Here is a 23,191-nt window from a genome sequence, read left to right as displayed (position 1 = left end):
GCGGTGATCCAGGAAGCATATGTCCACGGCGTCTCGACACGCTCGGTCGACGATTTGGTCAAGGCGATGGGTGCGGGCGGCATGTCGAAGAGCCAAGTGAGTCGGCAAGCGGATCCGTCTCATGCCCTTTGCCAAAACGCTCAATGCGTAATCCTGACATCCCCGGCCGTGCGAGCGGCCGGGGATGGTGCCGCGCCAGATGACGCTTGGATTTGATCGGGCCAGACGACTTGGATTCCTGGTCCGCGGTTCTGATCCAATCAAGGCGTTCGAGTCTTTGACAAACTTTGCCAAAATCAGTTATGGTGCCTTCAAATGGAGGTGCCGATGGCCACGATGAATGTATCTCTTCCAGACCCGATGAAGGATTGGGTGGAGGCGCAGGCTAGGACCGGACGATATTCCAATGCCAGCGACTACGTGCGCGACCTGATCCGACGCGACCAGATGCGCAACGACAAGATCGCCGCCATGCAAAGCTTCGTCGATGCCGGGCTCCGAAGTGGTGTTGGCAAACGATCAAAGGACGAGCTCTTTGCTGAGGCGATGACTCGTGCCGGCGAGTCATGAGTTTTAGCCTTTCAGTTGAAGCGGAAGAGGACATTATCGCGATTGCCGAGCAAGGTGTCCGTATGTTCGGAGCAGGCCCAGCAAAGCGCTACCACGATGAACTTTTCGCATTACTTGATCTTATAGCTGCCAATCCACGCATCGCGCGCGAACGGGATGAGATCAATCCGCCCGTTAGAACTCATCCCTTCAAAGCGCATCTCGTTGTCTACCGAATCGAAGACGATGAGACAATTTTTGTAATACGAGTTCGCCACGGGCACGAAGATTGGGCAAGTAATTGAATTTACTGCACCGCACACATGGAGCGGTGGCGATTGGTGTGCCTCAGGTTCGGATCGGTTCAAAGCGCTCACAGTTCCATCATGCCCATAGGCATCTTTGAGATCCCGAACAAGAGTCTGTCTTGAGCGAACAAAACATGACGTTTTCAAAGTCACTGACGCTGGCGTTCCTCAACTGAAATCGTTGAACGCACCACGCTTGCCGGCGCAAACGCGTGGGTCCGGGAGGGCCGTGATCTCCGCAGCTCAGTCAGGATGAAGAGAGAGAGTTGATGCCGGGCCGGAGCATGTGCGAATGGCAAACTAGAAATTTGGCATCCCCGGTGGACGGAGATGGCGTCTGAGCGCCGCAATGCGGAAGATGGCGTTGGCGGCCCCATAGCCCTGATAGCCGCGTCGCTCGACGATCTCGAAGAAGAAGCCTTCCCCGTAGGTCGGCGAATAGAGCTGGAAATACTCGCCCTGCTCGTCACGGTCATAGAGAATGTTGGCTGCCTTCAGCTTTTCCACCAGCGCAGGCTCCAGGCCGAACCGGGCTTCCACGTCGTCGTAGTAGTTCGGCGAGATGTGAAGCGCCACGAATCCATTCCGCTTCAGCGCCTCCGCCGTCGCAAAAATATCCTCTGTCTCGAAGGCGAGGTGTTGGATGCCCGAGCCGAAGGTCTCGGCTATGAAATGGCCGGCCAGCGTATTGCGGTTCTCCGCGCCGTTGAGCGTGATACGCAGCGAGCCGGTCGCATTCTCGACCACCTGGCTTCGCACGACGCCGGCCGGATCGATGATATCGACCATCGGCGTTTTCCTCACCTTTAGCTGCGAGGTATAGAAGAGCAGCCAGGACAGCATCTCGTCGTACTTCACCGTCTGGGCGACATGATCGATCCGCGTGAGACCCGCATCGTTTCTCGCGTCGCTGCCCGGCAGAGGTTCGAAATCGATTTCCCAGATGCGTCCGAGATCGCCCTTGCGATCGAGGAAATAGATGAGGCCTCCGCCGACCCCGCGAATGGCTGGAATGGCCACTTCGCCCGGCTCCGCCGGTTGTTCGAAGGCCTCTGCGCCGAGGGCCACGGCACGGTTCAGCGCTGCCTCGGCGTCGCCCACCATCAGCGCGATCGCGTAGGCATTGGCGCCATGCACCAGATAGGACGCATTGGCGAAACCGCGTTCGTCGCGGTTGAGAATTAGGTTCACCCCGCCCTGCTGGAACAGGGTCACCGCCTTGGACTTGTGCCGTGATGTCGGCCGGAAGCCCAGCACGCTCAGAAGACCTTCCAGCTGTCGCTCGTCATCACCCTCACTGACGGCAAACTCCACGAAGGCAATGTCCTCGACTTCGGCCCTGTCGGGCAAGGCCGGAACGCTCATGGCGACATCGGGTTCGGCACGCTTCACCTGATCCATCAAGTAGATCAGCGAGCGGTGCCCGTCGGCGGAAATCGCGCTCGGCGAACCGCCGCGAAACTGGTCGTTGAAGATCTCCAGCGAAATATAGCCGTCATAGCCCGTGGCGGCGACAGCCCGCATGAAATCGGTCACAGGCAAGTCGCCTTCGCCCGGCATGTTGCGAAAGTGACGCGACCAGTAGAGCAGATCCATCTCGATCTGTGGCGCATCGGCCAATTGCACGATGAAGATGCGGTCACCCGGAATGGAGCGGATGGAGTTGACGTCGATCTTGCGGGCCAGCGTGTGGAAACTGTCGAGGATGAGGCCAATATTCGGGTGGTCGGCCCGGCGCACGATTTCCCAGGCGTCGCGGTGATCGTTGATGTGCCGTCCCCAGGCCAGAGCCTCGTACCCGACACGGAGACCGCGCCGGGCCGCCCGTTCGCCCAGTTCGTGGAAATCGGCCGCTGCCCGATCTATGCCACCCAGCGAGACGGGGGATGTGTTCGAGCAGATTAGCATGAGGTCGGTACCGACTTCCGCCATCAGATCGAATTTCCGTTCCGCCCGGTCGAAGTTGCGACTGCGGAAGGGGTCCGGCATGCCCTCGAAGTCACGAAAGGGCTGGAACAGCGTCACCTCCAGCCCGTGATCACGAACCATACGCCCGACTTCGGCCGGTGAACGGTCGAAGGCCAGGAAGTCGTTCTCGAATATCTCGATTCCGTCAAAACCGGCTCGCGCGATAGCGATCAGTTTTTCCTCGAAATCACCGCTGATCGAAACCGTGGCGATCGACGTCTTCATCGTCAGGCCTCCATCTCCTCGCACCGGCGCAGTTCGCGGCGGAGCTTCGCGGTATCGACCTCGATACCCGTGAAAAGTCGGAACGCGTCCACGCCTTGATGGAAGAACAGTTCATAGCCGCTGACGACCTCGAGACCGGCGCGGCGGCACTCGTTGAGAAACTCGGTATCAACCGGCGTGTAGACCGCGTCGAAGGCCCAGCGCTGCTTTCCGATGATCGATGCAGGGATGGCGCTCCCCGGATAGCCGACCATGCCGAGAGGCGTGCAGTTCACCAGCCCGTCCGCCTCCTCGGCCGCTTCCTCGATGGAGCTTGCCATTCGCACCTCCAGGGAGAACCCGGCCTGCCCGAGTGCGTCGAGAAGCGGCGTTACACGCTCGGGCGACGTGTCATAGACAACCAGCTCCTGGCATCCCAGCCCGGCCAAGCCGAAGGCCACCGCCTTGCCGACGCCGCCGCCGCCCGCCATCGCGACTTTTCCGGGAGGGGCATTGCCGAACGCAGCGCGAAACGCCGCCATGAAGCCGGTATAGTCGGTGTTGTAGCCAGTCGGCCCGCCCTTGCCGAAGAGTACGGTGTTGCAGGCACCGATCGCGGCGATGGCGCGGTCGGGCACCGTCAGGTAGTTCGTCACCTTTTCCTTGTAGGGGTAGGTGATGTTGATGCCGCGGAAGCCTTCGCCTCGGCAGGTCTCGAAGACGGCTTCGAACGAACGGCCCATGTCGGCCGGCACGAGCCGTTCGTAGGTTACCTCGAGGCCACAAAGCCGGCCAGCCAGCTCATGCAGGCGCGGCGATTGCGATCGGGCGATATTGTCTCCGATGAGGCCGAGGCGAACGGCACCACTTGGCATGTCACTTTTCCTTATTGCTCAGCTTCGTCCCGGCCGCAGCATCGGCTCGCTTGCCGAACAGTTTCGCGATGTATTTCCAAAGCGGGCTCTGACTGAGAAGGACAAAAACGATGGTTAGAAGCAGCGCGAGCGAGAGCGGGCTCGACACGACACCGAGGAGGAATGACGGAATGCTATCCCGCTCGGAAATGATTGCGCGGCGCCAGTTGTCGTCCATCAGGCGGCTCAGGATGATGCCGAGCACGACCGGTCCGACCTGGTAACCGTAGAGCTTCATCAGGTAGCCGAAGACACCAAAGCCGAGCATCCACCAGACATCTGCGATGGCGTTGTTGATGGAGAAGGCACCGACTACGCTAAGCAGGAGAATAAGCGGGAACAGGATGGCTTTCGGGCATTCGACGATGCGGGTGAAGATCTTGATACCCGTCAGCCCGAAAATGAGCATGAAGATGTTGGCGAGCACCAGGTTGCCGACCGTGAACCAGAACATGTCCGGCTTCTCGATCATCAGCAGCGGGCCGGGGTTCAGACCATGGATGAACAGCGCGCCGATGATGATGGCGGTGACGGCATCGCCGGGAATGCCGAGCGTCAGCATCGGAATGTAGGCGCCGCCAACGGCTGCGTTGTTGGCTGATTCGGGTCCGACCAGACCTTCCTTGGCGCCTTGACCGAAGGGAACTTCCGGATTCTTTGTAACGCGCTTGGCATGGTCATAGGCCATCAGCGCCGCGATATCGCCTCCGGTTCCCGGAAGTGCGCCGATGATGACGCCGATGGCGGAGGTCTGGAGGCTGAGCGGCAGGTACTTCTTCACGTCGGACCAGGACGGAACGATTTTGTCGACCTTCTGCTTGACCGCTTCGGCATGGAGATTGTGGAGCTGCAGCAACGCCTCGGACACGCCGAACAGGCCGATCATGAGTGCGATCGGAGAGATGCCGTTCATCAGCTGCACGGAGCCGAACGTGAAGCGCTGCTCGGCCGTCATCGGGTCGAGGCCGACCGTACCGAGAAGCATGCCCAACGCGCCCGCAAAAATGCCCTTGGCCATGCTCTCGCCGGACAGCGAGCCGACCAGCAGAATACCCATGACTGCGAGCAGCATATAGTCGCGCGGCTGGAACTTGATCGCGAATTCGCTGACGACGGGGGCGGCGAAGGCAAGTACGATGATGCCGACGAAGCCGCCAAAAAAGGACATGACGGTTGAAAGGCCGATTGCCTCACCCGCTTCACCTTTCTTGGCGAGGGGATAACCGTCGAGCGCGGTGGCGATCGCCGCCGGGGCGCCTGGGATATTCAGAAGGATGGCGGTGCGCGAGCCGCCGTATACGCCGCCCATGAAGATGCCGTTCATCAGGGCGAGCGCTGGGTTGACCTCCCAGCTGAAGGTGAATGAGATCAGGATCGACACCGCCATGGTAACCGAAAGACCCGGGATGGCGCCGATGTAGATGCCGGCGAAGGTGCCGATGGCGGTCAACAGCAGGAGGTCCGGCTGAAGCCAGGAGGAAAAGAGGTAGGAGAGTGCTTCCATGATCCTCAATTGCCTCCGACGAACAGACTGCCGATGGCGGCCATGATGCTGCGTTCGGGTATGATCCCCTCAGGCAAGACGACCTGGAAGATCAGGCGGAACACGATGTATACGCTGACGATGGATATGACCGAGAGCAGCAGCGCCCGCCTGAACTGCCCCGCCTGCAGGAACCAGGAGGAGACCAGCAGGAAGGTGAAGGAGGCGAGCACGAAGCCGAGCGGCTGCAGGAGCAGCGAATAGCCCAGGATCAGCAGCGCGAAGGCGACGACGGTAGGCGGCAGAACCTCTTTGACGAAGAGCTGCATTCCACCCGATGGCGACGGCAGCCGCAAGGAGCGCAGCAACGAGATCATGGTCGTTACGACCATGATGGCCGCCATCGCCATCGGAAAGGCACCTGCGGAACTCAATGACGAAAAGCCGGAAATTTCGTAGGCTTGCCAGAGCATGAAAAGGCTGAAGATCAGCAGCATGGCGCCGAAGGCGATCTCGCCGGGGCGCCGTGTATTGGCGTTCGGTTGCATGAATATTCCTCCCATCACCCCAAGGGGTGAGCACGCTGACCGGCCCGCATCACGGGCCGGTTCGTCGTTCGACGATCAGGGTCTCGGAATGCCGAACTCTTCCGGCGACTTCTTCGACATGCCGGCGTCATGCACGACCCAGGCGGTGGTCGACTGCCATTTCTTCAGGAAGTCGTCGGCCTCGTCGCCCGAAATGTTCATCGAGACATAGCCGCGGTCCGAGATCAGCTTCTGGAACTCGGGTGCATTCGCGCCGGCCTTGAAGGCTTCGACCAGCTTTGCCTTGATGTCGTCGGGGGTGTCACGCTTGACGAAGACGCCGAAGAACGGACCCCACGGCATGAACTTCTTGAATTCCGGATAATCGGCGACGATCGGTTTGGCGTCCGGCAGGACGGGGTTTGCCTCGCTGTCGAAGATACCGAGAATTTTGATGCGGCCAGCCTTCACGTGCTCGACGGCGGCGCCAAGGACGGCCGGCATGAAGTCGACGGCACCACCCTGCATGGCAGTCAAAGCCGGGCCATCGCCGTCGAACGGAACAGCGGTGACCTTGAAATCGATCTGCGAGGACAGCATGCCTCCCACGACCGAGGGCAGGCCGCCCGGACCGGTCGAACCCATCTTGACCTGCCCCGGATTGGCCTGAACGTAATCGACCAGTTCCTTGATGGTGTTGAATGGTGCGTCGTTGTTGGCGACCAGCACCGGTATGCCGCGCGCCAGAACGTTGACCGGATAGAAGTCCGCGTAGTCGAGCTGGGACAGGCCCATGACCTTGTAGAGTTGCGGATTTTCAGCACTCATAAGCAGCGTATAGCCGTCCGACGGTTGCGTCGAGACGAACTGGGTGGCGATCACACCGACGCCGCCCGTCTTGTTGGACAGGACGATGCTGCGGCCCAGCACCTTCTCCGCGTGCGGAGCAACCGAACGCATGACGAGGTCGGTACTGCCGCCTGCACCCCACTGAATAATGCCCTGGATGTCCTGTTCCGGATAATCGCCAGCGGCTGCACCGCCGGCAAAAAGTACGAGAGCGGCCATCGCTCCCTGTATGCGCCTCAACATTTTTGCTCCTCCCTCAAAGGTTTTGCTTTGTTCTCCGTAGTAACCGGCGGATCCTCTTTCCGCTCGGCCGCAGTCGTCAGTGACGTCGTAAACGCCTAATGATTGTCAAGTTTTGATCCATAACGCAAATACTCTTTATTGCATTATCAGTACCATTTTGTTATGGATTTGCGCGACATCTGCGCCCGATGGATGAGTTCGTCCATTTCACGGCGCAGGATCGCCACGAACCGTTCTGCGTAGCTCGAAAGGTCGGCATCCGCGCGATAAGCGACGTAGGTCTGGAAGACGGTATCCTCGCTGATCGGAATAATCGCGATCCCTTGGTTTTCCATGTCGCCCACCGTGAAAGCGTCTATGACCGCGACTCCCAGGTTGCGTTTGACCAATGCGCAAACGGTGGTGCCGAACCGGGCCCGGATCGGGATGTCGTATCGCAGTCCTTCGCGCTCGAATATTCCCGCCATGATCGCGCCATAGGGGTCGCGCGGGTCAATTCCGATCAGTGGGTATTCGGCGATCTCTCGCGCCGACACCATGGAGCGGCTGGCCAGCGGATGCTCCTTGGCTGTGATGCAGACCAGATGCCCCTTCGACAGCGGCTCAAAGGTGATCGAGGGGTGAGACAGCTTGTAGCTCATGGCGACCACTTCGCCCTTGCCGAGCAACAGATAATCGATGGCCTCCTCGATCTTGAGAATATCGAAATTGACCTTGATGTCGGGGCAGAAGCGCATGAGTTTCGCAACCGCCTCGGGCGCCATGACGGTGGCGATGCTAGGCACCGAACCGATTGCGAGTTCAACGCCCAATCCACGCTCCAGCCGCCCGATCGAGTACTGGAGGTCGTCCACCTTGCGATGCACTTCCTGCAATTGCGCGAAGATATCGCGTGCTTCGTCAGTCGGGACGTGGCGTCCGGCCTTCTTGACGAAGAGCTTGATGCCGAGCGAGCCTTCGATGTGTTTCATCGTCCGGCTGACGCCGGGCTGGGCAACGTTCATCAGGCGCGCAGCACCTGCGATTGTGCCGGCGATCATGACTGCGCGTATGACTTCGATCTGACGCAAGGTGAGCCCGGCTCTGACACCGGTTCGCGTGTCCGTTTCCGCTCGTGAGCGGATGGCGCCGCCGCTGCTATCCTTCATTGTTCCCCCCGACATGCGACACGCAGAGCACGGTTCATCCGTGCAAACTCAAGGCATCTGCAATGAAAACATTATTTCGCGTGCATGTGCAAAGTCAGATCCGGTCGGCCCCAACGGCAAACGCATTTTGCGGCACCCTCGGTAAACGCACTGAAATTGCCGCAAGAAAAGCCGCCTACCTTAAGGGAGCGCGGCGCTTGCCGAGCAACTGCCGGGCGGCGACGGGTGCGACGAGCAGTATTCCGATCACGGTCGCCGTCAGGTCGGGTGCCACAAGCAGGATCGCCGAAAAGACGAGGGCAATCCGCTCGAACCAGTAGAGCGGGGCGAAGAGCCAGTTGGAGACCGCAGCCGCAAGCACGACGATGCCGAGGACGGTGCCGCCGAAGGCGAGGAAGAAATTCGCCCATGTGAAGCCGTCGGTCACCAGCAGCAGGGCCGGCTGGAAGGCGAAGACGAAGGGAACGAGGGCCTTGCCCATGCTGAGCCGGAAAGCGGTGTTGCCCGCCTTGAACGCGTTGGCCCCCGCAATCCCGGCGCCCGCATAGGCGGCCATGGCGACGGGCGGGGTCACGTCCGCAAGCACTCCGTAGTAGAAGACGAAGAAATGTGCGACCAGTTGCTGCACGCCGAGGAGGCCGAGGATCGGGGCGGCGACAGCGACCATGATTATGTAGTTGGCTGTCGTCGGAATGCCGCAACCCATGAGGATGCAGACGACCGCCGTCAGGATGAGCGTGAAGAGCAGCGTCAGGGTAGGGACCGTCATCATTTCGAAGGGCAGGAAGCCGAGCGTCGCGTGCACCGAGCCGGCCCAGTCCTGGGCGATGCTGGTCACCATGTAAGCGATTTTGAAGCCGACGCCGGTCAGGGTCACCACGCCAATTACCACCCCGACGAGGGCTGCCGCTGCGGTAACGGAGAGCGACTGCCGCGCGCCCAGGATGAAACCCTCCCAAAGGCCGCGGGCTGTCCCATGCAGACCGTTCACCACGCCGTGCACTCGAACCTGCTGGATGATCAGTACCGCGACGCAGGCGGTGATCGACCAGAACGCGGCCGCAAACGGTGTGCGGCCGGACAACAGCACCGCAATCAGGATGACGAGCGGCACCACCGTCAGCCAACCCTCCTTCAGGACCTTCCAAGCATTCGGCAATTCGGCGGAGGAAAGGCCCCTGAGACCGAGCCGCCGTGCTTCGAGGTGTACCTGCACCAGCACGCCGAAGAAGTGCATGAAGGCGGGAACGAGGGCTGCCGTCAGGATCGTCGTCAGCGGCAGGCCGAGATATTCGATCATCAGGAACGCGACGGCTCCCATGACCGGCGGCGTGATCTGACCGCCGGTCGAGGCGGCGGCCTCGACGGCGGCCGCGAAATGACGCGGATAGCCGATCCGGATCATGGCCGGGATCGTGAGAGCACCGGTCGTGACTGTGTTGGCGATGGACGATCCGGAGATCGACCCGAGCAGCGCGGACGAAACGACCGATACCTTGGCCGGTCCGCCGGCATAGCGGCCGGCAAGCGCCGAGGCCACGTCGATGAAGAGCTGCCCGAGGCCAATTCGCGTTGCCATCACCCCGAACAGGACGAAATGGAAGACATAGGTCGCGATCACGCCGAGCGCCGTCCCGTAAATGCCCTGCGAGGTGAGATAGAGATGATTGACGATGTTCGACCAGCTTGCGCCCGGATGCACCAAGATGCCGGGCATCGACTTGCCGAAGTAGGCGTAGGCGATGAAGAGGATCGCGATCACCGGCAGCGGCCAGCCCATCGATCGACGAACCGCCTCGAGCAGCACGACGATCAGGATCGTACCCATGGCGACGTCGATGGGCAGCGGATTGCCGACTCGGAACGCCAGTTCGCTGTATATCCAGGGAACATAAAGGGCCACCAGAAGTCCCGCGACGCCAAGGATCCAGTCCGCCACCGGGAGCCCGAACGGCGCCGTGACGCTCGGCCTGATCTCCTTCTTTCCGAAAGCCGAGAAACTCAGAAAGACAATGAGCAGCGTGACGCCGAGGTGCAGGCCGCGATGAACCGTCGCCTGCGGTATGCCGAAACCCGCGGTGTAGTAATGATAGCAGGAGAGCAGAAACAGGATCGTGGCGGCGATGATCGTCAGCGGCCATGCGAGCACACGGAAGCGAAGCTCCGGATCGTAAGTCTCTTCGATCGCCTGCAACTCGTCCGGTGTCAGATGCCGCACATCGTCGGTCGCGTCTGGTCTGTCCGTGTTTGCGGTCATGGCGGCTGTCTCCTCGGAAACCGCGGGCCGCGCATGGACTGCGCGGCCCGGTCGCATTGCTGTACTGAAGATACCAGGTTCGTGCCTTACTTCAGGAGCCCGGCTTCCTTGTAGAACCTCTCCGCGCCCGGATGCAGCGGAATGCCGACGCCCTTGAGGGCATTCTCCTTGACGATGGCCTTGCCCTTGGCATGTCCGGCGTCGAGCTGCTTGCGCGTATTGTCGTTCCAGAGCGCCTTGGTGATGCCGTAGACCAGGTCTTCCGGCTGATCGGCGCTGGTGATCCATTGCGCGCCGACGGCAAGGGTCTTCACGTCGTCCGGGTTCCCTTCATAGGTTCCGCCCGGCACAGTGTCGCCTCCAAAGAAGGTGTACTTCTCACAGATGATCGGCGCCTCATCGCAGGAGATTGGCACCAGCTTCACATCATGCTGGCTCGCGAGTTCGGCGATCGCCCCCGCCGGATAGCCGCCCACGAAGAAGAAGGCGTCCATGGCGCCGTCGCGCATGCGGTCCGCTGCCTGGTCCGGCTTCAGGAACTCGGCCGAGATATCCGATTCGGACAGGCCGTAGCCTTCGAGAATGAGGCGGGCGTCGACGAGCGTGCCGGAGCCCGGCTCATCGAGCGAGACGCGCTTTCCCTTGAGATCGGCCACGCTCTTGATGCCCGAACCGGCGCTTGCGATGAGGTGAATGCTTTCCGGATAGAGATCGGCGATTGCCCGGAGCTTCTCGACCGGGGGCTTGCCCTCCCAGATGCCGGTGCCGCTGTAGGCCCAGGTGGCGACGTCCGACTGGGCGAATCCGGACTCCAGAGAGCCGCCGGCGATCGCATTGATGTTGGCGACGGAGCCGTTCGACGAGAGTGCCGATGCAACGAGGCCCGGAACGCCGCAGGCGCCACCCTCCTCGCAGGAGCGCGAACCGGGCGGGCTCGAGATGGCGTTCGCCAGCAGCCCGCCGATCGGATAGTAGGTGCCGGCGGTGCCGCCCGTGCCGATACGGAAGAAGGCCATCTGCTGTGCTGCGGCCGTTGCGGCGAGACCCAGCGCCAGGACGGCGCCTGCGAGAATATTGACGTGTTTCATGGTCGTTTCTTCCCTCCTTCAATCGTTGCAGTCGCTTGCGCGAGCTTAGGGGGCCTTGGACGGTGGTGCAAGGCAGAGTTGCTTCGCGATAGACACTCTCGCGCCGATCGGCTTCGGCAGGCAGGGCACCTAGTCCGCCCGATTGCCACCCGCATCGAAGACGTGCAGGCGATCTTTCGGGAAGTCGGCGCGGACCCTCGACCCGGCACCGAGAACCGAGCGGTCGGTCGTGAAGATCTTGAACGGCAGGCCATGCAGCGAGAGGTGCATGATGATGCCGAAGCCGGTCGGCTCGACCAGTTCGAGCTCGGCCTCGATGGCGCCGGTCGGGGAGATGACGACGTGCTCGGGGCGAATGCCGAGGGTCACTTCGGTGCCGGTATCGAGGCTGCCTCTCAGCTCGACGACAACGGGAGATCCGTCGGCAAGGACGACGGTCGCGGTGTCGCCGGCGCTCATGTAGCGTCCCTTCATGAAGTTCATCCCCGGGGAACCGATGAACCCGGCAACGAAGAGATTGGCCGGACGATCGTAGAGATCGAGGGGGGAGCCCACCTGCTGGACAATGCCGCCATGCATGGCGACGATGCGGTCGGCAAGTGTCATGGCCTCGATCTGGTCGTGGGTCACGTAGATCGAGGTGGCGCCGAGTTCGCCGTGCAGCTTCTTGATCTCGGCGCGCATCTGTTCGCGCAGACGCGCGTCGAGGTTGGAGAGCGGTTCGTCGAAGAGAAAGGCCTTCGGCTGGCGAACGATCGCCCGCCCCATGGCGACGCGCTGGCGCTGTCCGCCCGAGAGCGCCTTCGGGCGGCGCGCGAGCAGGGGATCGAGACCGAGCTTGGTGGCAGCGTCCGCGACGACGCGCGTGATCTTTTCCTTTGCCGTCTTCCGCAGCCTCAGACTGTAGCTCATGTTCTCGGCGACCGACATGTGGGGATAGAGCGCATAGGACTGGAACACCATCGCGATGTCCCGGTCCTTCGGCGCCAGCTCGTTCACCCGCCTGTCAGCGATGCGGATTTCCCCCGCCGTTACCTCTTCCAGCCCGGCGATCATGCGCAGAAGCGTGGACTTGCCGCAGCCGGAGGGACCGACCAGCACGATGAATTCGCCATTCCTGATAGTGAGATCCACGCCGTGCAGAACGGGGAAGTGGCCGTAACTCTTCCGGACGCCGGATATATCGATGGAAGCCATGGGTAACCCTTTCAGCCTTTGACCGCGCCGGCCGTCAGGCCCTGCACGAGATAGCGCTGGATGAGGAGGAAGAAGAGGCAGGCCGGGATGAGCGCCAGCACGCCCGCCGCCATCATCTGCCCGAAGTCGACGGAGAATTTGGATACGAAGGACAGAAGTCCGACCGGGAACGTCGCCGCGTCGTTGCCGGAGATCAGCATCAGGGCGAAGAGCAGCTCACTCCAGGCGGCGGTGAAGACGAAGCCGAGCGTCGCCGCGATGCCGGGCAGCGTCAGCGGCAGGATGATCTGCCGGAAGGCGACGAACTGGGTGGCGCCGTCGATCATCGCGGCTTCTTCCAAATCCTTCGGGATCCCGTCGAAGAAGGATTGCATCAGGAAGGTCGCGAAGGGGACATTGAACGCGGAGTAGACGATGACGAGACCGGTGAGGCTGTTGGTCAGCCCGAGCGGCGAGAGTATCCTGAAGATCGGCGCGACCAGCATGACCAGCGGGAACATCTGGGTGAGCAGCATCAGCGCGACGATCCAGTACTTTGCCCGGAAGGAAAAGCGCGACAGCGCATAGCCGGAGAGGGAGGCGAGCACGGTGACGACGAGCGCGGTAGCGCCGGAAACGATCAGGCTGTTCTTGAAGAAGGTCGGGAAGGCGCTGTGGGCGATGACGAAGGTGAAGTGTTCGAGAGTCATCTCGGAGGGCCACATGCGCACGCCCTCACTGTAGAGCAGCCTGTTCGGCGTGACCGATACTTTCAAAAGCCAGAACAGCGGAAAGAGCGCGACGGCGACATAACAGAGGATCGCGAGACGATGGGCGACGGTGAGGAGAATGCGGGATGGCCTCATGGTCTCAGCCCTTGTTCAGAAGCGACTGGCGAAGCAGCACGATCAGCATGGAATAGGCAAGCAGCAGCACGAGCAGCACCAGCGCGATCGCTGAGGCATAACCGAAATCGAGCCGCTTGAAGGCCTGGGTGAAGATATAGGAGGCGACGATCTGCGTCCGGTCGGCCGGCCCGCCATTGGTCATGACGATGATGAGGTCGGCGAAGTTCGAGACCCAGACGGTGCGCAGCAGGACCGTGATTGCGATGGTCGGCGCGAGGAAGGGCAGTGTGATCGACAGAAAGCGCTGGACGGGGCCGGCGCCGTCGATGGCGGCGGCTTCGTAGAGGTCGCGCGGGATCGCCTGAAGAGCGGCAAGAAGCGTGATGGCGAAGAAGGGTATGCCCCACCAGACATTGGCGGCGATCGGTCCCCACATGGCGAGCGCCGGGTCGGCGAGGATATTGTTCGGTTCGGCGAGGACGCCGAGCGCATAAAGCCATTGGGGCAGGGGGCCGATCACCGGATTGAACAGCCACGCCCAGTTGAGGCCGGCGAGAAAGCTCGGTACGGCCCAGGGCAGGAAGACGAGCGCCTGCGCCAGCCCACGGCCGTAAAACGGCTTGTCGAGCAGCAGGGCGAGGATCAGGCCGAAGACGAACTGCAGGGCGACGGATGCGCCCGTCCACCAGAGCGTGTTCTTCAGCGCCCGGTAGAAATCCTGGTCCCGGCCGAGCGCGCGGAAATGATCAAGGCCGATAAAGCCGCCCGAAAACGGGTTGAGCAGCTGGATGTCGCGGAAGGCGTAGGAAATGCCGAGCGCCAGCGGCACCAGCATGACGGCGACGATCAGGACGAGCGCCGGTGCGCTATAGAGATAGGGTTCCGACGCATCGGCCAATCGCTTCATCAGCGATCTCCGGTCATCGGCGTGGGCAGGCGAGGTCATCGGCGGCGTTCCGTTCGGGGTAGCTGGCTCACAGGGAACAGGCAAAGCCCTGCCTGATCGGTTCTGCTTTGTATTCACTCATCTCGGCAGGCGGAGCAGGAGAATTCCCCTCTGCCTGCCGGGCCATGACCTCCACCCGGCCATCGGGACGCGACGGTCCCGCGACCAAAGCCCCTCCCCCTTGTGGGGAGGGGGTGGGGAGGGGTGGCTGTTCAGCCACTACTTCGACTTCGCCAGATATTTCTGCTGGGCCTTTGTCAGGTAGTCGGCCCACTGGTCCGCCAGTTCCTGCGGGGTGATGTCACCGAGGAGCGCCTGCTGCGAGGTCTTGATCACCAGCGAGTCCTTGAAGAAGGCGAACTCTTCCAGATGCGTCGGCATGACGGTCGGGACCGCGTCCTTGTCGGAGAGTTCCTCGAACCATCCCTTGAACTGCGGGCTCGAATAGAACGGGTCGTTTTCAGCGGACTTCAGCGCTGGCAGAGCGCCGGTCCGCTTGTTCCACTCGATGTTGCCTTCCTTGCCTTCGAGTGTCGCGATCAGTTTCCAGGCGAGGTCCTTGTTTTCACTCGCCGACATCATCGACCAGCCGGCATAGCCGATGGTCGGGAAGGTCTTGCCGTCCGGTCCCTTCGGCATCGTCATGACGCCGTAGTCGTCGGCATTCATGTGCTGGGCGATCGCGATGAGGGCGTCCGGATCCTGGTCGAGGAAGGCGCAGGTGCCGCTGTAGAAGCCGGCGACGATCTCGTTGAAGCCCCAGTTGACGCTGTCCTTCGGCGCGTAGCCGTTCTTGTAGAGGTCGATGAGCCAGGTGAGGCCCTTGACCCAGCCTTCGGAATTGAAGGTCGAGGTGCCGTCCTCGGTGAAGAAGGCGTTGTTGCCGGCCATGGAGGCGCCGAACATCACCCAGCCGTTCAAGCCGCCCGGCCCGCCGCGAAGGCAGTAACCGTACTTGCCGGGAAGGTCAGAGACCTTCTTCGCGGCCTCGGCGAACTCGTCCATGGTCTTCGGCGGTTCGGAAACGCCGGCCTCGGAGAGCAGCTTCTTGTTGTAGAACATGGCGCGCAGATAGAAGCCGTAGGGCAGCATGTAGGCCGCGTCGTTGACGTCACGACCGAGTTCGAGGGCGCGCTCCGAGAGGTCTGCGGTCTGGTTCCATTCCTTCAGATAGGGCTCGAGGCTCTCGATCATGCCGTTATTGGCGTAGAGCGAGAGCCAGGTGTCCGGCATTTCCATGACGTCCGGGATTTCGCCGGCCGAGACCATGGTGGCGAACTTCTGGAAGGCCTCGCCCCAGGGCAGCGAGATGATCTCGACCTTGGCGCCGGGATTGTCGGCCTCGAACGTCGAAACGATAGATTTCAAGGTGTCGGTGCGCTCTGGGCTCGTGATGACTTCCACGAGCTTCAGCGTCGTGTCGGCGAGCGCCGTTCCCGCCATCAGGGCGCTCATCAGGGCAGCAGTCAGAAGTGTCTTCATGGTCATTCCCCCTCTTGTTCTTGGGTTGATAGGCACGTCAGGTCTTGCGGGCGGCGTTGATCGCCGTCTCCAGGTCACTCCACAGGGCCTCCGTTCCTTCGAGGCCGACATGGAGACGCACGGACCGCGGGTTCATGCCGAAAGCATGCGCGGAATTCGGTTGGGCCTTTTGCTGCAGCACGACCTCGCCCGGGACGATCAGGCTTTCGTGTCCGCCCCAGCTGACGCCGAGCTTGAAGAGTTCGAGACGGTCGGCGAAGGCGCGGATGTCGACGCCGTCACGGAAGACGAAGGAGAAGAGACCCGAGGTGCCGGTGAGCCCCGGCGGCAACTGGTTTGCAAGGCCCGGATGGTTGACCTGCTCGACCTCGGGACGCGCCTTCAAACGTCGTGCAATCTCGAGGCCGGCTGCCTCGTGCGCCTTCATGCGGATCGGCAGCGTTCGAAGCCCGCGGATCAGCAGCCAGGCATCGAAGGGAGACATCTTGCCGCCGAGATAGGGGAGGCTCTCGCCGCGGATACGGTCGACGAGCGCCTTCGGACCGGTGACGACGCCGGCGACGACGTCGCTGTGACCGCCCAGATATTTGGAGGCCGAGTGCAGCACGAGATCGACGCCGAGCGACAGCGGGCGCTGGAAGACGGGGCTCGCCCAGCTGTTGTCGATGACGGTCAGGACGCCGTGTTTCCGGGCGATCGCCGCGAGTGCGGCGACGTCATGGGTCTCCATGATCCAGCTGGTCGGGCTTTCCATGTAGAAGAGCTTCGCCCCCGGCATCGATTTCTCGACGGCCTCCTCGTCGGTGCCGTCGACATAGGCGACCTCGATCTTCATGCGATTCAGGAGCGTTCCGAAGAGGCGGAAGGCATCCGGGTAGAGATGCTTAACCGCGACGATGCGGTCACCCGGCTCCACGAAGGTGAGCACAGTGGAGGAGATCGCCGCCATTCCGCTTCCGAAGCCCAGCGCGTCCTCGCCGCCTTCGAGTTTTGCCAGCATTTCTTCGAAATGCCGTACGGTCGGGTTGAGCCCGCGCGAATAGACCGGGCGGTTCTTTTCTCCGCGATAGGTCGCGATCATCTCGTCGACGGTCTCGAAGGTGAAGAGCGAGGTTTGCACGATCGGCGGCACGACGGCCTCGAAGGCATTGCTGTCGTCGTGTGCGACGACCAGAGAAGCATCGTCGAACGGATTCGGGCCGTCGATCATTTGGACATTTCCTTGATGTCTTCCTCGACGACGTCGAGGATCTTCAGCGTTTCGCGTCGCGCGGCTTCGGTGTCCTGGGCGACGATCGCGTTGAACAGCGTGCGGTGATAGGGAAAGGATCTCCGGGCGAAGTCCGGCCGGTCGAAAGGCTTTTCCCAGAAGCGCTCGAAGGCTTCGCGCATCTGCTCGAGCAGCTGGCGGAACAGCGGATTGTGGGTGGCATCGTAGATCGCGAGATGGAAGGCGAGGTCCTCCTCGCCCGCGGTTCCCTTCAGGAGGTGGACCCGCTCCATCTCGTCGAGTTTGGCTTCCATGTTGGCGATGTCGTTTGCCGTGCGGCGGCGGGCCGCCACCATGCAGGCCTCGCATTCGATGCCGCGGCGCACTTCGAGCGTTTGCAGGAGTGCATCGCGCACGTTCGCGGTTTCGACGGAGAGCGGCATGTGGATCGTGGCGGATGTGATCGGCTTCAGGAGATAGGTGCCGCTGCCCTTGCGGGTTTCCATGACGCCGAGCGCCTGGAAATGGCGGATCACCTCGCGGATCGTCGAGCGGCCGACGCCAAGCGCCGCCATGAGCTCCCGCTCCGCGGGCAACCGGTCACCGGCAGCAAGACGCGCCTGGTCGATGTAGCGGGCGAGCGATTCGGTTACCTGCCGCGCGCGGTCCATCGGCGGAAGGGGGGCTATCAGCGGCTTGGTATTCGGTGTCGTCATCGATGTCGGCTTCAAATTGGTCTGACATCATAGCATTTCTCGTTCACGTCGATGAGTCAACCGGCAAGATGAAAGATGCGTGGGGACGGTGCGTGCAGCTCTCGTCAGCGACGGCTCTGCGGGCCGGTATCACGTCCAGGAAGGGAGACGAGTCCGGCGGCGAGCCAGAACACGGTGCGAAAACTCATGGCGACGACGGTTTGCAGTTCATAGGGCCTGTCGGCGAGGATCCAGACACCAAGGCCGGCAGGAATAAGCACGTTCGCCGCCGCTATCGCGATTGCCAGGACGCGCGCCCGCCGGCGTTTCAGGATCAGGCCGATCCCGACCGGCCCGTCGCGCGCTCACCGTCCGAGCGAAAGCCTCGGTGACAGCACGACCATCCGCTCTTGGTTCTCCCCGGCATCACTAAGGGCGCGCAAGGCAAGGCTTGCCGCCGTCCGGCCGATCTCCCGGCGCGGTGAGTAGGAGGTCGCGATTGCCGCGGGCAGGGCGTCGGTCAACTCCAGCCCGTTGAAGCCTGCCAGCAGGATCGTGCCGGGCACGGAAATGCCGTGCTCGATGCAGGCGAAGAGGCCGCCCGCGGCCATGTCGTCGTTCGAATAGTAGATGCAGTCGAGGTCGCCCCGCTCGGCGAGCAGCGCCATCGTCAGCCGCTTGCCCAGAACCGCAGAGGAGACCTGGTCGCCCACCTTTTCCAGGGAAAATCGCAGTCCGGCCTCGGCCAGTGCGCGCTCGAACCCCGCCTTGCGCCGGCTGGCACGTTGGTCCCGGTCGAGCCTGCTGCCGACATAGCCGAACTTTCGCCGCCCCTCCGCGAGGAGCGCCCGTCCCATCTCCTCGCCCGCCGCAGTGTGCGAGAGCCCGACGCAATAGTCGATCGGCGTGCCGTCGATATCCATGATCTGGATGACTGGAATGTCGGCCTGCTTCAGAAGCTTGACGGTCTCCTCCGGCTGGTCGAGGCCCGTGACGATCATGGCCGCCGGCCGCCAGGAGAGCATGTTGCGGATGACCTCGCGTTCCTTGCCGGGGTCATAGTCGGTCAGACCGAAGACGGCCTGCATGCCTGTCCCCTCCAGGGCCTCGCTGATGCCTGCGAGCACTTCCGGGAAGACGATGTTCGACATGCTGGGCACGACCACGCCGATGAGATTGGTCCGTCTCGAGGAAAGCGAAAGCGCCAGCCGGTTGCCGACATAGCCGACCCGTTCGGCCGCCTGCGTGACCCTGGTAATCGTCTCTTTCGAAACGTCAGCCGCGCCCCGGAGCGCGCGCGAGGCGGTCATCTTGGAAACGCCGGCCGCCGCGGCGACTTCTTCGAGAGTGGGTCTTCGCATACTGGATCCTACCGGTCGTTCCGCCGACCCGCGCTGATGTGAATGTCGCCGTGGGCAAAGCAAACCGAACCCGCGTTGACAAGAGCGACTTGGTCGACCTAGGTTGGCGGTATCGATACCGGTACCGATAACGGTGTCAGCGAACGAGTGCAAGAGACGCCGCTGCCTCAGCGTAGCGTTCTCGCGATACGCAGTGAGAAGGGGAGGCGGGTCTCGACCGGACGAAGGTCCTTCGAGCCCGAGAGGAAGAACCGCAGCACATACGGGGGAGGGGAGCCGCAGATGCATGTTCTCGTGATCGGTGCCGCCGGCATGATCGGTCGCAAGCTCGTCGAACGACTCGCCGCTTCGCCCTCCGTCCTCGGCAGCGAGATCGGGCGCCTGACGCTGGCTGACGCGGTCGCGCCGATGGTTCCTGCCGCACTGCAGTCGGCCACGACCGCGCTGACCGTCGACCTTGCAGCGCCCGGCACGGCGCCGAGACTGATCGAGGGCCGCCCCGACGTCATCTTCCATCTGGCGGCGATCGTCTCCGGCGAGGCGGAGGCCGATTTCGACAAGGGCTACGCGGTCAATCTCGACGGAACGCGCGCCCTCTTCGAGGCAATCCGGCGCGAAGGGCAACGGGAAGCCTATCGTCCGCGGGTTCTCTTCGCATCCTCGATCGCCGTCTTCGGCGCACCGTTTCCCGAAATCATCGGGCCGGATTTCTTCACGACGCCGCCAGCTACGGGACCCAAAAGGCGATCACCGAACTGCTGCTGGCTGACTATTCCCGCCGCGGGATCTTCGACGGCGTCGGCATACGCCTGCCGACCATCTGCATTCGCCCGGGGACGCCGAACAAGGCGGCATCCGGCTTCTTCTCCAACATCCTGCGCGAGCCGCTTGCGGGCAAGGAAGCGGTTCTGCCGGTCGGCGAAGATGTCCGACACTGGTTTGCGAGCCCCCGCTCGGCGGTCGGCTTTTTCATCCATGCCGCGACGATGGACACCAGCCTCATCGGCCCGCGCCGCAACCTCACCATGCCCGGGCTTTCGGCAACCGTCGGCGAGGAGATCGAGGCCCTGCGGCGCGTCGCCGGCGACAGGGCGGTTTCACTGATCCGTCACGAGCCGGACCCGCTGATCGCCGGGATCGTCGCCGGCTGGCCGACCAATTTCGACGCGAGCCGCGCGACGGCGCTGGGCTTCCGGGCGGAGACTGTCTTCGACGAGATCATCCGCATCCATGTCGAGGACGAGCTTGGAGGCCGACTGCCGTGATTGCCAACGCCGGTCGGCATGGTGCCGGCCGCTGAAAGCATGCTGCCCGTTCTGGTGGCGCAGGAGTTGAGGAGCTCCGCGTTCAACCGGGAAGGGCGAGAAACAAGAGATCTGACCGATTGCACTCTGGGAGGAGACGCATGGCCAATGTCCAGTTCGCCGACGTACGCAAGTCCTTCGGCGCCTTTCCCGTCATCAAGGGGGTGAATATCGACATCGAGGACGGCGAGTTCGTCATCCTCGTCGGTCCCTCCGGTTGCGGAAAATCGACCCTTCTGCGGATGCTTGCCGGGCTCGAGAACATATCCGGCGGGGAAATCCGCATCGGTGGCCGCACGGTCAACAGCCTGCCGCCGAAGGAGCGCGACATCGCCATGGTGTTCCAGAACTATGCGCTCTATCCGCATATGACGGTCGCCAGGAACATGGCATTCTCGCTGATGCTGAACGCCGCGCCGAAGGAAGAGATCGACCGGCGCGTCAGCTTTGCGGCCGGCATTCTCGGTCTGACGAACCTGCTCGATCGCTATCCGCGGCAGCTCTCGGGTGGTCAGCGCCAGCGCGTCGCCATGGGGCGCGCGATCGTGCGGGACCCGCAGGTCTTCCTGTTCGACGAACCGTTGTCGAACCTCGATGCCAAGCTGCGCGTCGCCATGCGCGCCGAGATCAAGGAACTGCACCACCGTCTGAAGACGACGACGGTCTACGTCACCCACGACCAGATCGAGGCGATGACCATGGCCGACAAGATTGTGGTCATGCATGACGGCCGCGTCGAGCAGATCGGATCGCCGCTCGAACTCTACGACTATCCCGACAACCTCTTCGTCGCCGGCTTCATAGGCTCGCCCGCCATGAACATGATCAAGGGCAAGCTGGATCCGGAGAACCCGCAGGTTTTCGTGGCGAGCGATGGCACGCGCCTGCCCCTGGCGAAGCCCTTCGCCCAGGCAGTCGGCCGCAGCCTCGTCTACGGCCTGCGCCCGGAATACATCCAGCTCGGCGGGGAGGGCCTGAAGGCCGAGGTCGTCGTCACCGAGCCGACCGGCTACGAAACACAGATCATCGCCAATTTCGGCGGCGGAGAGATCACCTGCATTTTCCGCGAGCGCATCGACGTGCAGCCGGGTGAGCCGATCGGCATCACCATCGATCCGGCGCATGTCCATCTCTTCGACGAGGAGACAGGCATGCGGCTCGTCGGATGAACTGGAATGACTGTGCCCGCAGAGAGGAGCTGCCGGCACGACGTGAAGCACGAAACCGCGGCATTCGCCGACGGGACAGGCGGTGTCGCGTGACCAGTGTCCCGTACTTGGAGGAGGAGCATTCATGACGATCAAGAGAAGAACATTCCTTGCCGGCACTGCCGGCCTCATCGGTGCCAGCGGTCTTCCGGCGTTCGGACTGCGGCCGGCCCTTGCGGCCGAACCCACCTATACGCCGGAGGCCGGTGCCAGCCTGCGTCTCCTGCGCTGGGCACCCTTCGTGCAGGGTGACGAGGAGGCATGGCTCGCCAACACGAAGAAGTTCACCGAGGCGACCGGCGTCGAAGTGCGTGTCGACAAGGAAAGCTGGGAGGACATCCGGCCGAAGGCTGCCGTCGCCGCCAATGTCGGCTCGGGTCCCGACCTCGTGATGTGCTGGTTCGACGATGCCCATCAATATCCGGACAAGCTCGTCGATCTGACCGAGCTTGGCACCTATCTCGACGGCAAGTACGGCGGCTTCTACGACGGCCTGAAGGGCTATGCGATGCGCGACGGCAAGTTCATCGCCATGCCACTGACGGCGATCGGCAACGCGGTCGTCTACCGCGACAGCCACATGAAGGCGGCGGGCTTCAGCGAGTTCCCGAAGGATACGGCAGGATTCCTCGAACTCTGCAAGGCGATGAAGGCCAAGGGAACGCCGGCCGGCTTCCCGCACGGCAAGGCTGTCGGCGACGGCAACAACTACGCCCACTGGCTGCTCTGGAGCCACGGCGCGAAGATGGTGGACGAAAGCGGTCAGGTGACGATCAATTCGCCGGAAACGCTGGCGGCGCTGAACTACGCCAAGGAGCTCTATGCGACCTTCATTCCCGGTACGGAGAGCTGGCTCGACATCAACAACAACCGCGCCTTCCTCGCCGGCCAGATATCGCTGACGGCCAACGGGGTCTCGGTCTACTACGCCGCCAAGAAGGACCCCAACCTTGCCGCGATCATGGAGGACATGCGCAGCACCAACTTCCCGGTCGGTCCGGTGGGCAAGAGCGTGGAACTGCACCAGACGAGCTCGTTGCTCGTCTTCAACCACACGAAATATCCGGAAGCGGCCAAGGCCTACGTCAAGTTCATGATGGAAGCCGACCAGATGAATGCCTGGATCAAGGGTTCCAGCGCCTATTGCTGCCAGCCGCTGAAGGCCTTTGCCGACAATCCGGTCTGGACGGACAATCCGATCCACGCGCCCTATGCCAAGGCTTCCGAGACCTTGCGCCCGAACGGCTATGCCGGCCCGCTCGGCTATGCATCCGCCGCCGTGATGGCCGACTACGTGCTGGTCGACATGTTCGCCTCCGTCGTCACGGGTGCGGCCACGCCGGAGGATGCCATTGCGCAGGCTGAAAAGCGGGCGAACCGCTACTACCGCGTCTGATCGAACGTCGCTCGGGAGCGCGGGAAA

At 62.5% G+C, this 23,191-nt stretch carries 20 protein-coding genes and 2 pseudogenes; 6 read left to right on the top strand and 16 right to left on the bottom strand.

All coding sequences use genetic code 11. The annotated features are described in order from the left end of the window. The 3 genes and pseudogenes from DFR48_RS21465 to DFR48_RS21455 all read left to right on the top strand — a co-directional run. Nucleotides 1-105, top strand: a pseudogene (locus DFR48_RS21465) (transposase); the annotation flags it as partial. A 222-nt stretch (nt 106-327) separates the two neighbouring features. Continuing rightward, complete coding sequence (locus DFR48_RS21460) at nt 328-570, top strand: type II toxin-antitoxin system ParD family antitoxin (protein ID WP_114365256.1); 243 nt, start codon at nt 328-330, stop codon at nt 568-570. After that, entirely contained in the window at nt 567-854 is a 288-nt protein-coding gene (locus tag DFR48_RS21455) for a type II toxin-antitoxin system RelE/ParE family toxin (RefSeq protein ID WP_114365255.1), read from the top strand. The genes DFR48_RS21460 and DFR48_RS21455 overlap by 4 nt, the downstream gene beginning before the upstream one ends. Nucleotides 855-1,157: 303 nt before the next feature. On the opposite strand, the gene DFR48_RS21450 is transcribed toward DFR48_RS21455, so the two are convergent. From DFR48_RS21450 to DFR48_RS21380, 16 genes are all read right to left on the bottom strand, one after another. Continuing rightward, nucleotides 1,158-3,050 (bottom strand): bifunctional sugar phosphate isomerase/epimerase/4-hydroxyphenylpyruvate dioxygenase family protein, encoded by a 1,893-nt coding sequence (locus DFR48_RS21450; protein WP_114365254.1) that lies wholly within the window; start codon nt 3,048-3,050, stop codon nt 1,158-1,160. Between the two features lie 2 nt (nt 3,051-3,052). Beyond that, the gene (locus DFR48_RS21445) at nt 3,053-3,904 is read right to left on the bottom strand and encodes a shikimate dehydrogenase family protein (protein ID WP_114365253.1); all 852 of its coding nucleotides are present in this window, start codon (nt 3,902-3,904) and stop codon (nt 3,053-3,055) included. 1 nt (nt 3,905) lies between these two features. Then, on the bottom strand, nt 3,906-5,447 hold the full coding sequence (locus tag DFR48_RS21440) for a tripartite tricarboxylate transporter permease (RefSeq protein ID WP_114365252.1): 1,542 nt from the start codon (nt 5,445-5,447) through the stop codon (nt 3,906-3,908). Between the two features lie 5 nt (nt 5,448-5,452). Next, the gene (locus DFR48_RS21435) at nt 5,453-5,974 is read right to left on the bottom strand and encodes a tripartite tricarboxylate transporter TctB family protein (protein ID WP_114365251.1); all 522 of its coding nucleotides are present in this window, start codon (nt 5,972-5,974) and stop codon (nt 5,453-5,455) included. A gap of 75 nt (nt 5,975-6,049) precedes the next feature. Continuing rightward, entirely contained in the window at nt 6,050-7,045 is a 996-nt protein-coding gene (locus DFR48_RS21430) for a Bug family tripartite tricarboxylate transporter substrate binding protein (protein WP_114365250.1), read from the bottom strand. Nucleotides 7,046-7,191: 146 nt separating this feature from the next. Next, nucleotides 7,192-8,193 (bottom strand): LysR family transcriptional regulator, encoded by a 1,002-nt coding sequence (locus DFR48_RS21425; RefSeq protein WP_114365249.1) that lies wholly within the window; start codon nt 8,191-8,193, stop codon nt 7,192-7,194. 175 nt (nt 8,194-8,368) lie between these two features. Beyond that, the gene (locus DFR48_RS21420; RefSeq protein WP_114365248.1) at nt 8,369-10,450 is read right to left on the bottom strand and encodes a TRAP transporter permease; all 2,082 of its coding nucleotides are present in this window, start codon (nt 10,448-10,450) and stop codon (nt 8,369-8,371) included. Between the two features lie 86 nt (nt 10,451-10,536). After that, complete coding sequence (locus DFR48_RS21415) at nt 10,537-11,538, bottom strand: TAXI family TRAP transporter solute-binding subunit (RefSeq protein WP_114365247.1); 1,002 nt, start codon at nt 11,536-11,538, stop codon at nt 10,537-10,539. A gap of 129 nt (nt 11,539-11,667) precedes the next feature. After that, nucleotides 11,668-12,735, bottom strand: a complete 1,068-nt coding sequence (locus DFR48_RS21410; RefSeq protein WP_114365246.1) for an ABC transporter ATP-binding protein — start codon at nt 12,733-12,735, stop codon at nt 11,668-11,670. 11 nt (nt 12,736-12,746) lie between these two features. Then, the gene (locus DFR48_RS21405) at nt 12,747-13,580 is read right to left on the bottom strand and encodes a carbohydrate ABC transporter permease (protein WP_114365245.1); all 834 of its coding nucleotides are present in this window, start codon (nt 13,578-13,580) and stop codon (nt 12,747-12,749) included. A gap of 4 nt (nt 13,581-13,584) precedes the next feature. Beyond that, the gene (locus tag DFR48_RS21400; RefSeq protein WP_114365244.1) at nt 13,585-14,508 is read right to left on the bottom strand and encodes a carbohydrate ABC transporter permease; all 924 of its coding nucleotides are present in this window, start codon (nt 14,506-14,508) and stop codon (nt 13,585-13,587) included. A 219-nt stretch (nt 14,509-14,727) separates the two neighbouring features. After that, nucleotides 14,728-15,990 (bottom strand): ABC transporter substrate-binding protein, encoded by a 1,263-nt coding sequence (locus DFR48_RS21395; RefSeq protein ID WP_114365264.1) that lies wholly within the window; start codon nt 15,988-15,990, stop codon nt 14,728-14,730. Between the two features lie 37 nt (nt 15,991-16,027). Beyond that, nucleotides 16,028-17,200 carry a PLP-dependent transferase gene (locus DFR48_RS21390; protein WP_114365243.1) on the bottom strand — a complete coding sequence of 391 codons (1,173 nt, stop codon included), beginning with the start codon at nt 17,198-17,200 and terminating at the stop codon, nt 16,028-16,030. After that, nucleotides 17,197-17,916, bottom strand: a complete 720-nt coding sequence (locus DFR48_RS21385; protein WP_114365263.1) for a FadR/GntR family transcriptional regulator — start codon at nt 17,914-17,916, stop codon at nt 17,197-17,199. Before DFR48_RS21385 ends, DFR48_RS21390 begins: the two co-directional genes overlap by 4 nt. A 104-nt stretch (nt 17,917-18,020) precedes the next feature. Beyond that, nucleotides 18,021-18,176 carry a hypothetical protein gene (locus DFR48_RS22060; protein WP_170141958.1) on the bottom strand — a complete coding sequence of 52 codons (156 nt, stop codon included), beginning with the start codon at nt 18,174-18,176 and terminating at the stop codon, nt 18,021-18,023. Between the two features lie 84 nt (nt 18,177-18,260). After that, the gene (locus DFR48_RS21380) at nt 18,261-19,256 is read right to left on the bottom strand and encodes a LacI family DNA-binding transcriptional regulator (protein WP_114365242.1); all 996 of its coding nucleotides are present in this window, start codon (nt 19,254-19,256) and stop codon (nt 18,261-18,263) included. Between the two features lie 282 nt (nt 19,257-19,538). On the opposite strand from DFR48_RS21380, the pseudogene denD reads away from it, so the two are divergent. The 3 genes and pseudogenes from denD (at nt 19,539) to DFR48_RS21365 (ending at nt 23,164) form a co-directional block, all read left to right on the top strand. Then, nucleotides 19,539-20,521, top strand: a pseudogene (denD, locus tag DFR48_RS21375) (D-erythronate dehydrogenase). Between the two features lie 140 nt (nt 20,522-20,661). Continuing rightward, complete coding sequence (locus tag DFR48_RS21370) at nt 20,662-21,729, top strand: ABC transporter ATP-binding protein (RefSeq protein ID WP_114365241.1); 1,068 nt, start codon at nt 20,662-20,664, stop codon at nt 21,727-21,729. Nucleotides 21,730-21,853: 124 nt separating this feature from the next. Beyond that, nucleotides 21,854-23,164 (top strand): ABC transporter substrate-binding protein, encoded by a 1,311-nt coding sequence (locus DFR48_RS21365; RefSeq protein WP_114365240.1) that lies wholly within the window; start codon nt 21,854-21,856, stop codon nt 23,162-23,164. Nucleotides 23,165-23,191 lie beyond the last annotated feature (27 nt).

Origin of the sequence: Ciceribacter lividus, assembly GCF_003337715.1 — a bacterium.
Classification (GTDB): domain Bacteria; phylum Pseudomonadota; class Alphaproteobacteria; order Rhizobiales; family Rhizobiaceae; genus Allorhizobium; species Allorhizobium lividum.
This window is presented reverse-complemented; position numbering and strand designations above follow the sequence as displayed.